General features: G+C 61.7%; 12 protein-coding genes and 1 tRNA gene. All 13 read right to left on the bottom strand.

Annotated features, from left to right (window positions below):
- A partial coding sequence (locus O2807_04345) for a GTP-binding protein (protein MDA0999736.1) occupies positions 1–264 on the bottom strand: 264 nt, incomplete at its 3' end.
- A 25-nt stretch (positions 265–289) separates the two neighbouring features.
- A complete protein-coding gene (gene rpsG / locus O2807_04340) occupies positions 290–757 on the bottom strand; it encodes a 30S ribosomal protein S7 (GenBank protein MDA0999735.1) in 468 nt (155 codons plus the stop codon).
- A gap of 30 nt (positions 758–787) precedes the next feature.
- The gene (gene rpsL, locus O2807_04335; protein ID MDA0999734.1) at positions 788–1,159 is read right to left on the bottom strand and encodes a 30S ribosomal protein S12; all 372 of its coding nucleotides are present in this window, start codon (positions 1,157–1,159) and stop codon (positions 788–790) included.
- A gap of 298 nt (positions 1,160–1,457) precedes the next feature.
- Positions 1,458–5,702: a DNA-directed RNA polymerase subunit beta' gene (gene rpoC, locus O2807_04330; protein ID MDA0999733.1), complete on the bottom strand. Its 4,245-nt coding sequence runs from the start codon at positions 5,700–5,702 to the stop codon at positions 1,458–1,460.
- 89 nt (positions 5,703–5,791) lie between these two features.
- Positions 5,792–9,841, bottom strand: a complete 4,050-nt coding sequence (gene rpoB, locus O2807_04325; protein MDA0999732.1) for a DNA-directed RNA polymerase subunit beta — start codon at positions 9,839–9,841, stop codon at positions 5,792–5,794.
- Between the two features lie 84 nt (positions 9,842–9,925).
- Entirely contained in the window at positions 9,926–10,300 is a 375-nt protein-coding gene (rplL, locus tag O2807_04320) for a 50S ribosomal protein L7/L12 (GenBank protein MDA0999731.1), read from the bottom strand.
- 95 nt (positions 10,301–10,395) lie between these two features.
- Positions 10,396–10,965, bottom strand: coding sequence for a 50S ribosomal protein L10 (rplJ, locus tag O2807_04315; GenBank protein MDA0999730.1), 570 nt, complete (start codon positions 10,963–10,965; stop codon positions 10,396–10,398).
- Positions 10,966–10,977: 12 nt separating this feature from the next.
- Positions 10,978–11,682, bottom strand: a complete 705-nt coding sequence (rplA, locus tag O2807_04310; protein MDA0999729.1) for a 50S ribosomal protein L1 — start codon at positions 11,680–11,682, stop codon at positions 10,978–10,980.
- Positions 11,683–11,758: 76 nt separating this feature from the next.
- Positions 11,759–12,187: a 50S ribosomal protein L11 gene (rplK, locus tag O2807_04305; GenBank protein ID MDA0999728.1), complete on the bottom strand. Its 429-nt coding sequence runs from the start codon at positions 12,185–12,187 to the stop codon at positions 11,759–11,761.
- A gap of 39 nt (positions 12,188–12,226) precedes the next feature.
- Positions 12,227–12,754 carry a transcription termination/antitermination protein NusG gene (nusG, locus tag O2807_04300; GenBank protein ID MDA0999727.1) on the bottom strand — a complete coding sequence of 176 codons (528 nt, stop codon included), beginning with the start codon at positions 12,752–12,754 and terminating at the stop codon, positions 12,227–12,229.
- Between the two features lie 14 nt (positions 12,755–12,768).
- The gene (gene secE / locus O2807_04295) at positions 12,769–12,975 is read right to left on the bottom strand and encodes a preprotein translocase subunit SecE (protein MDA0999726.1); all 207 of its coding nucleotides are present in this window, start codon (positions 12,973–12,975) and stop codon (positions 12,769–12,771) included.
- A 72-nt stretch (positions 12,976–13,047) separates the two neighbouring features.
- Positions 13,048–13,123: transfer RNA gene (locus O2807_04290), tRNA-Trp, on the bottom strand.
- Positions 13,124–13,167: 44 nt separating this feature from the next.
- On the bottom strand, positions 13,168–13,237 hold a 70-nt coding region (locus O2807_04285; GenBank protein MDA0999725.1), incomplete at its 5' end, for a hypothetical protein.

Raw genomic sequence — 13,237 nt, 5'->3', positions numbered from 1 at the left:
GAAATCCACATGGCCCGTCGTATCGATGATATTGATGATGTGGCCGTTCCACTCGCAGGTGGTCGCCGCCGATGTGATGGTGATGCCGCGCTCCTGCTCCTGCGCCATCCAGTCCATCGTGGCGGCGCCTTCGTGCACCTCGCCCATCTTGTGGGTACGGCCCGTGTAGTAGAGGATTCGCTCGGTCGTGGTGGTCTTGCCGGCATCAATGTGCGCCATGATGCCGATATTGCGAATCTTCTCGAGTGCGATCTTCCTCGGCACGGTGAATCCTTCCTCTCAGACGAAACTACCAGCGATAGTGTGCAAACGCCTTATTGGCATCCGCCATCCGGTGGGTATTCTCCCGGACGCGTACGGCGCCACCGGTGTTGTTGGCGGCATCTATGATCTCCGCGGCGAGCCCCAGTGTGATCCGCCGGTCGCGCTCGCGGGCATTCTGTATCATCCACCGAATGCTCAGAGCGGTCCGGCGATCGGGCCGAACCTCGACAGGCACCTGATAGGTCGCGCCGCCCACGCGGCGGGAGCGGACCTCCAGCGCGGGTTTGACGTTGTCGATCGCCCGCTTGAACACCTTGAGCGGGTCTTCTTTCATCTTGTCTTCCACCATGTTCAACGCCTCATAAAAAACGCGCTCGGCGATGCTCTTCTTGCCCTCGAACATGAGGTTATTGATGAACTTGGCCACCAGCCGATCCTTGAATTTCGGATCGGGCAGCACCTGTCTTTTGTTTACCCGCTGCCTTCTGGACATTTGGCTCGTCCTCTGTTCCAGCCCTTAAAGCTACTTGGGTCTCTTGGCGCCGTACTTCGAGCGCCCCTGACGCCTTGCTTCCACGCCGACGGTATCCAATGTTCCGCGCACCACGTGGTAGCGGACACCCGGCAGATCCTTCACTCGTCCACCCCGGATCAGCACGATGGAGTGCTCCTGAAGGTTGTGCCCTTCGCCGGGGATGTAGGTGGTGACCTCCATTCCGTTCGTGAGCCGCACGCGCGCCACCTTCCGCAGGGCCGAGTTCGGCTTCTTCGGCGTGGTCGTGTAGACGCGGACGCAAACGCCGCGCTTCTGGGGGCACGAGCGAAGCGCCGGGCTGTCGGTCTTCGCGCGCACGCGCTTGCGCCCCTTCCGGATCAGCTGATTAATCGTCGGCACCTTGTCCTCCGGCACTTCAAAAAACGGCAAAAAAAACGGCAAAAAAAAGCAGCAAAAATTCGCACCCGAACCACGCCGGGCGGCCACATTGGCCGTTCAGCGGCCTCGGGACCGAATCTTTTGCTCATCCGCTGCCGGTGCAAAATTCCGGCAACCGGATAACACATTTACTTTCAATCTTTTGCCGCGAGGGGTGGGCGCCCCAAAAAGCGCCTTTTCCCGCGAAAGGAGGGGATTATAAGCAAACCCCAAGGGTTGTCAAGCCCGGCTACCCTAGAAAACCCCCGAATTTCAGCGACTATTCAGAGGCCACTTCCTCGCTCTTTTCCGCCCCAGCCGATTCCGGCTCTGCCAGGTCTTCCCCGCTCTTTTTCACCCCAACCGTTTCCGGCTCTGCCAGGTTGTCGGCGAAGTCATCTTCATCATCCGCCATGACCGGCGCGTCCTCGACCGCGGACGCCAACTCGACCTCGGGCGAGAGCAGTTCCACCTGCTGGTAGCGACTCGCGCCGGTGCCCGCCGGGATGAGCCGTCCCATGATCACGTTTTCCTTCAGGCCCCGCAGATAATCCACCTTGCCGGATACCGCAGCCTGGGTCAGCACGCGGGTGGTCTCCTGGAACGAGGCCGCCGAGATAAAGCTGTCCGTCGAGAGGGAAGCCCGCGTGATTCCAAGCAGGATCGGCCGCGCCGTCGCCGGAGTTTTCCCCTCGAGCGAAGCTTCCTTGTTGGCCCACTGGAAGGTTTCGCGTGTCACCTGCTCTCCGACCACCAGATCGGTGTCGCCCGGTTCGACTACCTCCAGCCGCCGCAGCATCTGACGGACGATGATCTCGATGTGCTTGTCGTTGATGTTCACGCCCTGAAGCCGGTAGACCTCCTGCACCTCGTTGACGAGGTAGCTCTGAAGCTCCCGCTCGCCGAGGACGGCGAGAATGTCGTGGGGGTTGACCGCGCCATCCATCAGGGGCTCGCCCACCCGCACGCGATCGCCTTCCTGGACGTTGACGTGTTTTCCGCGCGGGATCAGATATTCGCGCTCGTCCCCCTCATCGGAAATCACAAGGATCTGCCGCTGGCCCTTGACCAGTCCGCCGAACTTCACCAACCCGTTGATCTCGGAGATGATGGCGTTCTCCTTCGGCTTGCGCGCCTCGAAGAGTTCGGCCACGCGCGGAAGGCCGCCCGTGATGTCCTTCGTCTTGGAGGTTTCGCGGGCGATCTTGAAAATAACGTCTCCGGCCGAGATCTGTGCGCCCTCGTTCACCGTCAGCTGCGCGCCCGCCGGAAGCGGGAAAGACCCGCGCAATTCGCCCGAATCGCTCATCAGCGCGACGCGGGGCTGGCGCTTTTCATCAATCGAATCGAGAATCACGCGCCGGGAGAGGCCGGTGACCTCGTCGATCTCCTCCTGCATCGTGACACCCTCGATCACATCCATCAGGGAGACGGCGCCTCCCTGATCGGCCATGATGGAAAAGGTGTAGGGGTCCCATTCGAGGAGCTTTTCTCCCTCTTCGACCTTCGCGCCGTTTTTCGCCTTCAGCACTGCGCCGTAAACGACAGGGTAGCGTTCGCGCTCGCGGCCCGTCTCGTCGCAGATCGCGATCTGGCCGTTCCGGTTCATTACGACGATATCGCCGGCGTTGTTCGTGATGGTACGCAGGTCGAAGTACTTGACGAACCCCGGCCGCTTGGCCTCGACGGTGCTCTGCTCCGCAGCCCGGGTCGCGGTTCCGCCGATGTGGAAGGTCCGCATCGTGAGCTGGGTGCCCGGCTCGCCGATGGACTGGGCCGCGATAACGCCAATCGCCTCGCCCACTTCGATAATCCTTCCGTTCGAGAGGTTCCGACCGTAGCACTTGCCGCAGACGCCGTTGCGTGTTTCACAGGTCAACGCCGAGCGAATCATCACCCGCTCGACGCCGGCGTTCTCCAGGATTACGACCTTTTCCTCGTTGATCTCCTCACCGGGCTTGCAAAGCACTTCGCCCGTGAAGGGATCCTTGATATCCTGAAGGGCGATGCGGCCGAGGATGCGCTCTCCGAGCGCCTGAATGATCTCGCCACCCTCGATCAGCGCCGTCATCTCGATTCCGTTCATCGTGCTGCAGTTCTCTTCGATGATCATGATGTCCTGGGCCACGTCCACGAGCCGGCGCGTCAGGTATCCGCTGTTGGCGGTTTTGAGGGCCGTATCTGCAAGGCCCTTGCGGGCGCCGTGGGTGGAGATGAAGTACTGCAGCACCGAAAGACCTTCGCGAAAGTTCGCCGTGATGGGGGTTTCGATGATCTCGCCCGAGGGCTTCGCCATCAGGCCCCGCATGCCGCCCAGCTGGCGGAGCTGCGCGTTGCTGCCGCGCGCACCCGAGTCGGCCATGATGTAGATGGGGTTGAAGTCGAGCGACTCGCTCCAGTTCGAGGAGCCTTCCACCGGGACCGCCTTCCCTTCCATGACGGCCTCGTCCTCGGCCTGGAGGGTCTTGAACATCGCCCCGGCCACCTCTTCCGTCACATGGGACCAGATGTCGATGATCTTGTTGTAGCGCTCGCCGTCGGTGATCAGGCCGTCGCGGTACTCTTTCTCGACATCCATGACTTCATGGCGCGCCCGCTCGGTGAGACTCGGCTTCCCGGCGGGAATCTTCATGTCGTCGATCGAAATCGAGATCCCCGCCTGGGTCGCATGCTCGAAGCCGAGATCTTTCAGTGCGTCGAGGAAACGAACCGTCTTGGCCCTTCCGCACAGGCGGTAGCAGGACGCCACCAGGCGCGTCAGGGCCTTCTTGTCCATCACCCGGTTGGCCCCCTCGAAGGGAACGCCCGCGGGCAAAGTGTCGAACAAAAGCACGCGGCCCACGGTCGTTTCCACCAAATCGCCGTCCACACGCACGCGGATGCGCGCCTGAAGGCCGACCTCTTCCTGATCGTAGGCAACCCGCACCTCGCCCGGGGAGGCAAATACGCTCCCCTCGCCCTTGGATTTGCCACGGGGCTTGGTCAGGTAGTAGCAGCCCAGAATGATGTCCTGGCTCGGAACCGCGAGCGGCATTCCGTTGGCGGGCGAGAGGATGTTGTTCGCCGAGAGCATGAGCACCCGCGTCTCCTCGACCGCCTCGATCGAGAGCGGCACGTGGACCGCCATCTGATCGCCGTCGAAGTCCGCGTTGAAGGCGGCGCACACGAGCGGGTGTACGCGAATCGCCTTGCCTTCTACGAGGCGCGGCATGAAGGCCTGCATCCCCAGACGGTGCAGCGTGGGCGCGCGGTTGAGCATGACCGGATGGTTCTTCACCACCTCCTCGAGGATGTCCCAGACCTCGGGGCGCTCCTCCTCGACCATTTTCTTGGCCGCCTTGACGGTAGCGACAAGGCCCCGCTCCTCCAGCCGGCTGTAGATGAAGGGCTTGAACAGCTCGAGCGCCATCTTCTTGGGAAGCCCGCACTCGTGGAAGCTCAGCTCCGGGCCCACGACGATGACCGAACGGCCCGAGTAGTCCACCCGCTTTCCGAGCAGGTTCTGGCGGAAGCGCCCCTGCTTGCCCTTGAGCATGTCGGAGAGGCTCTTCAGCGGCCGCCGGTTCGGGCCGCGGAGCAGACGCCCCCGGCGCCCGTTGTCGAAGAGGGCGTCCACCGACTCCTGCAGCATCCGCTTCTCGTTGCGGATGATGATGTCGGGCGCCTTGAGTTCCTGGAGGCGCATCAGGCGGTTGTTCCGGTTAATCACCCGGCGGTAGAGATCGTTCAAATCGCTCGTCGCGAAGCGGCCGCCGTCGAGCGGGACGAGCGGGCGAAGCTCGGGCGGCAGCACGGGGACCACCTCGAGAATCATCCACTCCGGCCGGTTGCCCGAATTCCGGAAGGCGTCTACCACCTTGAGGCGCTTGATCAGCTTGCGGCGCTTCTGGACGTTCGAGGTGCCCCGGATATCCTCTTTGAGCTGAATCGAGAGCGTGTCGAGATCGATGCTGATGAGCATCTCGCGGATCGCCTCAGCGCCGATGCCGATCTTGAACTCGTCCTCGTCGAATTCGACCATCAGCTGCCGGTGCTGCTCCTCGGTGATCAACTCGAAACTCTTCAGTCCGGTACTCCCCGGATCGAGGACCACATAGTTCTCGAAATAGAGAATCCGCTCGAGCTCACGGAGCGTCATGTCGAGCAGATTGCCGATCCGGCTCGGAAGTCCCTTGAAGAACCACACGTGCGACACCGGGCTGACGAGCTCGATGTGGCCGAGCCGCTCACGCCGGATCTTCGAGGAGATGACCTCGACGCCGCACTTCTCGCAAACGATGCCCCGGTACTTCGCACGCTTGTACTTTCCGCACAGGCACTCAAAATCCTTCACCGGCCCGAAGATCACGGCGCAGAACAGACCGTCGCGCTCGGGCTTGAAGGTGCGGTAGTTGATCGTCTCCGGCTTCTTCACCTCTCCCGACGACCAGGAGCGGATCGTATGCGGGGAGGCGATGCGGATCCGGATGGCGTCGAAAGAAATGGGGTCTTTGGGCTTCTCAAAAAGGTTGAGGATGCTTTCCAATGCGGCCCCTCCTTGAATCCAAGGCGATGAATCCTGCGATATTCGATTCGTAAATCCCGGACGGGACAACCGCCCGGGAGAGATGACACCTAGTGGGGCGCCTCGCCGCTCTCAATGAGCTCCACGTCCAGCGCCAGCGACTGCAACTCTTTCATGAGCACATTAAAGGACTCGGGCAGACTCGCCTCGAGCATGCTCTCTCCCTTGACGATGGCTTCGTACATCCGGGAGCGGCCCTGCACATCGTCGCTCTTGACGGTGAGGATCTCCTGCAGCGTCTTGGCGGCGCCGTAGGCCTCGAGCGCCCAGACCTCCATCTCTCCCAGGCGCTGGCCGCCGAACTGGGCCTTTCCGCCCAGCGGCTGCTGCGTCACAAGCGAATAGGGGCCCGTCGAGCGTGCGTGAATCTTGTCGTCCACCAAATGGTGGAGCTTGAGTATGTAAATCACGCCCACCGTCACGCGCTGCTCGAAGGGCTGGCCGGAGCGGCCATCGCGCAGAAGCGTCTTCCCGTAGGGGGGAAGGTTCGCCTCTTTGGTCAACTCGAGGATGTCCTCCTCGGTGGCCCCATCGAAGACCGGTGTTGCGAAATGCCGGCCAAGCGCTTTCCCGGCCCATCCCAGGTTCGTCTCGAGGATCTGTCCCACGTTCATCCGCGAGGGAACGCCGAGCGGATTCAGAATAATCTCGATGGGTGTGCCGTCCTCGGTATAGGGCATGTCCTCTTCGGGAACGATGATGGAGACCACGCCCTTGTTGCCGTGGCGGCCGGCCATTTTGTCGCCCACCTGGAGTTTCCGCTTCATGGCGACGTAGACTTTCACCATCTTAAGAACGCCCGGGGAAAGCTCGTCGCCGCGCTGGATCTTGTTCACCTTCTCCTCGCAGATCGACTCGAGCAGGCGAACCTGCTCCCCGGTGCGGGTGAAAATCTCCTTGGCCGGCCCGGCCGCTTCCTTCGGCACGGGAAGGCCGAGAAGGCTCTCCCCGCTGAATTTCGACAGCGCCGCGGCAGAGAGGGCCTGGCCCTTGGATGCGAGGACCTCTCCCGATTCGGGGTCGGCTACCTTGTCCGAGACGCTCTGACCGGCGTAGATGCCCCGAATGCGGCCGTTGCACTCCTCGCGGAGGATGCGAATCTCATCGCCGTAGTCTTTCTCAAGCCGCGCAATCTCGGCCTCTTCGATCTCCATGGTGCGATCGTCTTTCTTCAAGCCGCGCCGCGTAAAAACGCGTACCTCGACAACCGTCCCCTCGACGCCGGGGGGCAATCTGAGGGAGGAATCCCGCACGTCGCCGGCCTTTTCGCCGAAGATGGCGCGGAGGAGTTTTTCCTCGGGGCTGAGCTGCGTCTCCCCCTTCGGGGTGATGCGCCCGACGAGAATATCGCCCGGATCCACGCGGGCGCCGATATGGGAGATGCCGCTCTCGTCGAGATGGCGAAGGGCGTCTTCGCTCTGGTTCGGGATGTCGCGCGTCACTTCCTCGGGGCCCTGCTTGGTGTCGCGGGCCTCAATCTCGAACTCCTCGATGTGGATCGAGGTGAAGATGTCTTCCTTGACTGCCTTCTCGGAGATGACGATCGCGTCCTCGAAGTTGTAGCCGTTCCAGGGCATGAAGGCGACAAGCATGTTCCGGCCGAGGGCCAGCTCGCCCATGTCGGTCGAGAACCCGTCCGAAATCACCTCGCCCTTTTTCACCTTCTCCCCAGGGGACACGATGGGCTTCTGGTTGATGCAGGTGTTCTGGTTCGAGCGGCGGTATTTGACCAGGTTGTGGATGTAAACGCCCGGGTCGCGGCCGTTCAACTCGGCCTTGTCGGCGCGCACCACGATGCGGGTGGCATCCACGCTGACCACCTCGCCATCGCACTGGGAGAGGACGACCGCGCCCGAATCGCGCGCCGCCACCGCTTCCATCCCTGTTCCGACGTAGGGCGCCTCGGTCCGGAGAAGAGGAACCGCCTGACGCTGCATGTTCGAGCCCATGAGGGCACGGTTGGCGTCGTCGTTCTCCAGGAAGGGGATCAGCGAGGTGGCCACGCTGACCAGCTGTTTCGGCGAAACGTCCATGTAGTCAACCTGATCCCGCGGGATCATGACGAACTCCCCGCTCGTGCGGGCCGAGATCATCTCGTTGACGAGATTGCCTTTTTCGTCCACCAGAGCGTTCGCCTGGGCGATCTTGTACTTGTCCTCGTCAATGGCCGAGAGAAACTCGAATTCCTCGCTGACACGCCCGTTCACCACCTTGCGGCAGGGGGTTTCGATGAACCCGTACTCGTTCACCCGCGCGTAGGTCGAGAGGCTGGCGATGAGGCCGATGTTCGGTCCCTCGGGCGTCTCGATGGGGCAGATCCGCCCGTAGTGGGTGGGGTGCACGTCGCGCACTTCGAATCCCGCCCGATCGCGCGTCAACCCGCCCGGTCCGAGGGCCGAGAGGCGCCGCTTGTGGGTGATCTCCGAGAGCGGGTTCGTCTGATCCATGAACTGGCTGAGCTGGCTCGAGCCGAAGAACTCCTTGATGGCCGCAGTGATCATCTTCGAGTTGATGAGGTCGCGGATCGAAAGCGTTTCCATGTCCTGGATGGAGAGGCGCTCGCGGATGGCCCGCTCCATTCGCACAAGACCCACGCGGAACTGGCTCTCGAGCAACTCGCCCACCGATCGGACGCGGCGGTTTCCCAGGTGATCGATGTCGTCCACCGAGCCCTGGCCGTGGCGCAGCTCGATGATGTAGCGCACAACGGCGATGACATCGTCCACCGTCAGGGTCCGCTGATCGAGCGGAAGGTTGAGGCCCAGCTTCGTGTTGAGCTTCAGGCGCCCGATCCGCGAGAGGTCGTAGCGCTTGGAGTTGAAGAAGAGATTTTCAAAAAGATTGCGGGCGGTGTCCCTGGTCGGCGGATCACCCGGCCGGAGGCGCTTGTAGATCTCCACGAGCGCTTCCTCAGGGGTGTCGCACTTGTCCCCCGTCAGGGTGTCCCGGATGGTCCGGTCGGCACCGACGCCTGAAACGTAAAGAAGGGGGATGACGCCGATCTTCTTCTCCCGCAGGTCGGCCAGCACATCGGCGGTGATCTCCGTATTCGTGTCGAAGAGCACCTCCCCTGTCTCGGGCGCGGCGATCGGCTGGGCGATGATGCCGCCGACGACCTCCTCGTCCTTCAGGTCGAGGATTTCAATCCCGGCCGACTGGAGCTTGCGCAAGGCGGCGCGGGTGAACTTCCGGCCCGCCTTGAGGACCAGCTCGCCTGTTTTCGGGAGGGTGATGTCCTCGAGGATGCGCTGGTTAACCATGAGTTCGGTGATCTTTTTGTAGAACGACTTGCGCTTCTCGTCGTAAAAAATCTCTTCGCTCTGGTAGAAGGAATTGAGAATGTCGTCCTTCGAGAGGCCGAAGGCGCGCAGCAGCACCGTCACCTGCAGCTTCCGGCGCCGATCGACCCGCACATAGAGGAGTTCTTTCGTGTCAAACTCGAAGTCGAGCCAGCTGCCGCGGTAGGGGATGAGCCGCGCCGTGAAGGCGGGCCTGCCCGATGACTTTGTCTTGTCGGCGCTGAAGAAGGCGCCCGGCGAGCGGTGCATCTGACTCACCACCACCCGCTCGGTGCCGTTGATGATGAAGGTGCCGTTTTCGGTCATCAGCGGGATTTCGCCCAGATAGACCTTCTGCTCCTTCACCTCTTTGACGCGGCGCTCTTTGGTTTCCTCGTCCTTCTCATAGGTGGTCAGGCGGAGCAGGACGCGAAGAGGCGCCACGAAAGTCATACCGCGCTGGCGGCACTCGTCAGCCTCATGCTTCTGGCGGCAAAAAACCTCGTTTCCCTTTTCGTCGCGGACGCCGGGGCCACCGAGTCCTTCGTACTCGGTGCCGCCGCTCGTCTCCCAGATGCCGATCTCGTAGCCGAGGTACTCGAGCTCGGCCGTCGCAGCGTTGTCGGTAATCGGGAAAACGCTCTGAAAGACGCCCTCGAGTCCCTCGTCTTGGCGACGCTCGTCTGTCCGCACTTCCCACTGCAGGAAACGCTCGTAGGAAGACAGCTGGATATCAATGAGATTTGGAATATCGATGACCGAAGGGATAACGGAAAAATCCTCGCGGATTCGGCGGCCATTCTCTACTTGTTTCGTTCTCATGGCTCACCTCGAAAGGGTTTGGTGTTTTCAGGGACAGCGGGGAAAACTCCCGCCCTTACAACCAACCACCGATTCGGGCGAACCTTACGAAACTTCCACCTCCGCTCCGGCATCCTTGAGTTTCTTTTCAAGCTCCCCGGCCTCTTCCTTGCTGACTCCCTCACGGACGGTACTCGGGGAACTGTCCACGAGTTCTTTCGCTTCCTTGAGGCCCAAGCTCGTGATCTCGCGGATGGCTTTGATCACCTTGATCTTCTCGGCGCCCGCCGCCTTGAGCGTGACCTTGAATTCGGTCTGCTCCTCGGCCACCGCACCATCGCCAGCAAGCATCATACCGGCCATGGCCACGGGCGCCGCCGCAGAGACCCCGAACTTTTCCTCGAGCTCTTTGACGAAATGACTCAGATCGAGAACAGACATGTTTTCAATGAAGGAGAGAACGTCTTCTTTGGTCGCCACCTTGAACCCCTTCTCACGTTCGCGCCCCGCCACGCCTCATCGGCCCCGGAGCGCATTTGAAAGCGCAAATTCCCCCATGATGGGGTAAACGAGTATTATGCCACGTTTTCTTTTTCTTTTGCAATCGCCTGCAATCCGTAGAGTAGCTTTAGTATGATCGCGTTGAGGACCCGCGGCAGCCCGGCCACGGTCGCCTCCATCGCCCCCAGCATCTGGGAGAGGAGAACCTCGCGCGAGGGAAGCATCGCTAACTCTTTGATTTTAGCTGGATCCAGGAATTCCCCCTCCAGCGCGCCCCCTCTGATCTCGCCCGCTGAAAGCCCCTTCAGGAAATCGTTCAGCACCCGGGCGGGCACCGTCGGGTCACCCACGGCCGTCGCAATCGAAATGGGACCGGTCAGCTTCTCCCGGAGCACTTCGTTGGGTGTGCCCCCGAGCGCCCGGCTGACCAGTGTGTTTTTCACGACCGAGAGCTCGACCCCCGCCTCGCGCAATTGCCTTCGCAGCTCGGTCATTTGCGACACACTGAGACCCCGGTAGTCGAAGAGCACAAGGATCGAGGCCTCCGAGATACGCTTCTGGAGTTCCTCGACGGCCTTGACCTTGTTCTCGCGGGGCGCTCTGCCGGTCGCCAGTCTTCCCTTGGTTTCTGCTACCACTGACATCTCGGAAACCCCCTATTTCAAAGACGCAAGGAGAGCCTGGTGGTCTACCTTGACCCCGGGGCTCATCGTGCTCGACACCGTGAGACCGCGGAAATAGACGCCCTTGCTGGAGGAGGGCTTAGCCCGCATCAGCGCGTCCACCACCGCCATCAGATTCTCCGAAAGCGCATTTTGCTCAAAGCTGGCCTTGCCGATCGCGGCGTGGATGATGCCCGCCTTGTCGACACGGTACTCGACCTTTCCCGCCTTGATCTCCTTGATCACGCGCGCCATGTCGAAGGAAACCGTTCCCGACTTGGGGTTGGGCATCAGACCGCGGGGACCCAGGATTTTCCCCAGCTTGCCCACCACCCCCATCACATCGGGAGTGGCCACCACGCGATCAAACGCCATCCAACCGCCCTGGATCCGCTCGGCGAGTTCGTCATCCCCCACGACGTCGGCGCCGGCCTCCTGGGCCTCGCGGGCCTTGTCGCCCTTTGCAAAGGCGATGACCACCTGGTTCTTCCCGATACCGTTCGGAAGTACGACGCTTCCCCGGACCATCTGATCCGCGTGCCGGGGGTCGACGCCCAGCTTGGCGGAGATCTCCACCGTCTCGTCGAACTTGACCGAGGCCATCTCCTTGATGAGGCCGACCGCCTCATCGAGCGGGTACACCTTGTCCCGGTCCACCTTCTCCCGGGCGTCTTTGTACCGCTTCCCGTGTTTTGCCATACGTTTACTCCTCTGTTTCGTGGTTCCACCGGCTCGCCGCGAACACCCGCGGGGCGCCTCCCACATGCCCGCTTTTCTAGTCCTTCACCTCGATGCCCATGCTGCGCGCCGTGCCCGCGATGATGCGGACCGCCGCCTCCAAGCCCGAGGCGTTCAGATCTTTCTTCTTGATCTCGACGATCTCTTCAATCTGCTTGCGCGTGACGGAGCCGACCCCCGTCCGTCCGGTCTCGCCGGAGCCCTTGGCCAGTCCCGCCGCCTTCTTGAGGAGAATCGCGGCGGGAGGGCTTTTCATGATGAAAGTGAAGCTGCGGTCGGAGTAAACGCTGAGCACGACCGGAACGATCATCCCTTCCTGGCCCTGGGTCTGGGCGTTGAACGCCTTGCAGAACTCCATGATGTTGACGCCGTGCTGACCCAGCGCGGGCCCGACCGGCGGCGCCGGGTTCGCCTGTCCCGCCGGAATCTGAAGCTTGATGAGACCGACCACTTCTTTTTTCGCCATTTTTCCCTCTCGTCGGCCCCGCGGGCCGCGCCCTCCCTGCTATACCTTTTCCACCTGAAGCATTTCGAGTTCCACCGGGGTGGTTCGCCCGAAAATGCTGACCATCACCTTGAGCTTTCCGCGATCGGGGTGCACTTCCTCGATCACCCCGGTGAAGTTTACAAAGGGACCCTCCACCACGCGGACGTTTTCGCCCCTTTCAAATTCAACCTTGCGCTTGGGCTTTTCGGCCTCGCCGCGCATCTGCTTGACCACATTTTCGACCTCGGCCTCGCTCAGGGGCGCCGGCGAGGTCCCACCCAGGAAACCCGTCACCTTGGGCGTGTTCTTCACCAGATACCAGGACTCCTCGTCGCAGTCCATGTTGATGAGGATATAGCCGGGGAAGAACTTCCGCGAGCTGGTCCGCTTCTTCCCGCCCTTCATCTCGACCACCTGTTCGACGGGAACGACGATATCGCCCAGCTTATCCTCAAAGCCGGAGTTCCTGAACTGCTCCAGCAGGTTCAGGCGAACCTTGTTCTCGAATCCCGAATAGGTATGAACCACGTACCACAGCATGGCCATGCGGGCTGCTCCGATCAGATGTCCAGCTTCAGCAAGTAATGAATGAGCCGCGAAAGCCCCAGATCCACCAGACCGAGATAGAGGGCGACGATAAAAACAAACACCAGCGCAACAGCGGTCTGTGCCACGGTCATCTTCAGACCGAGCCAGGTGACGCGTTTCCCCTCGTTCTGCACTTCCTGAAGAAACGCGCGGGCCTGCCGGAACCATTGCAGCACCATTACCGATGTATCTCCTTCAAACTTCAAAAAGAGGCCGCCCCGCATTCCGGGTCCGCCGCCGCAATCATTATTTGGCAGGCCAGGAGGGACTCGAACCCCCAACCGCCGGATTTGGAGTCCGGTGCTCTACCAATTGAGCCACTGGCCTGCGGAACACCGGCAAGGGGGTTGGTACCCTTACCTCAAACCTTCTTATTCGATGACTTCGGTGACGACGCCGGCGCCCACCGTGCGGCCGCCCTCGCGGATCGCGAAGCGCAGC

Source organism: bacterium (assembly GCA_027622355.1).
Classification (GTDB): domain Bacteria; phylum UBA8248; class UBA8248; order UBA8248; family UBA8248; genus JAQBZT01.
This window is presented reverse-complemented; position numbering and strand designations above follow the sequence as displayed.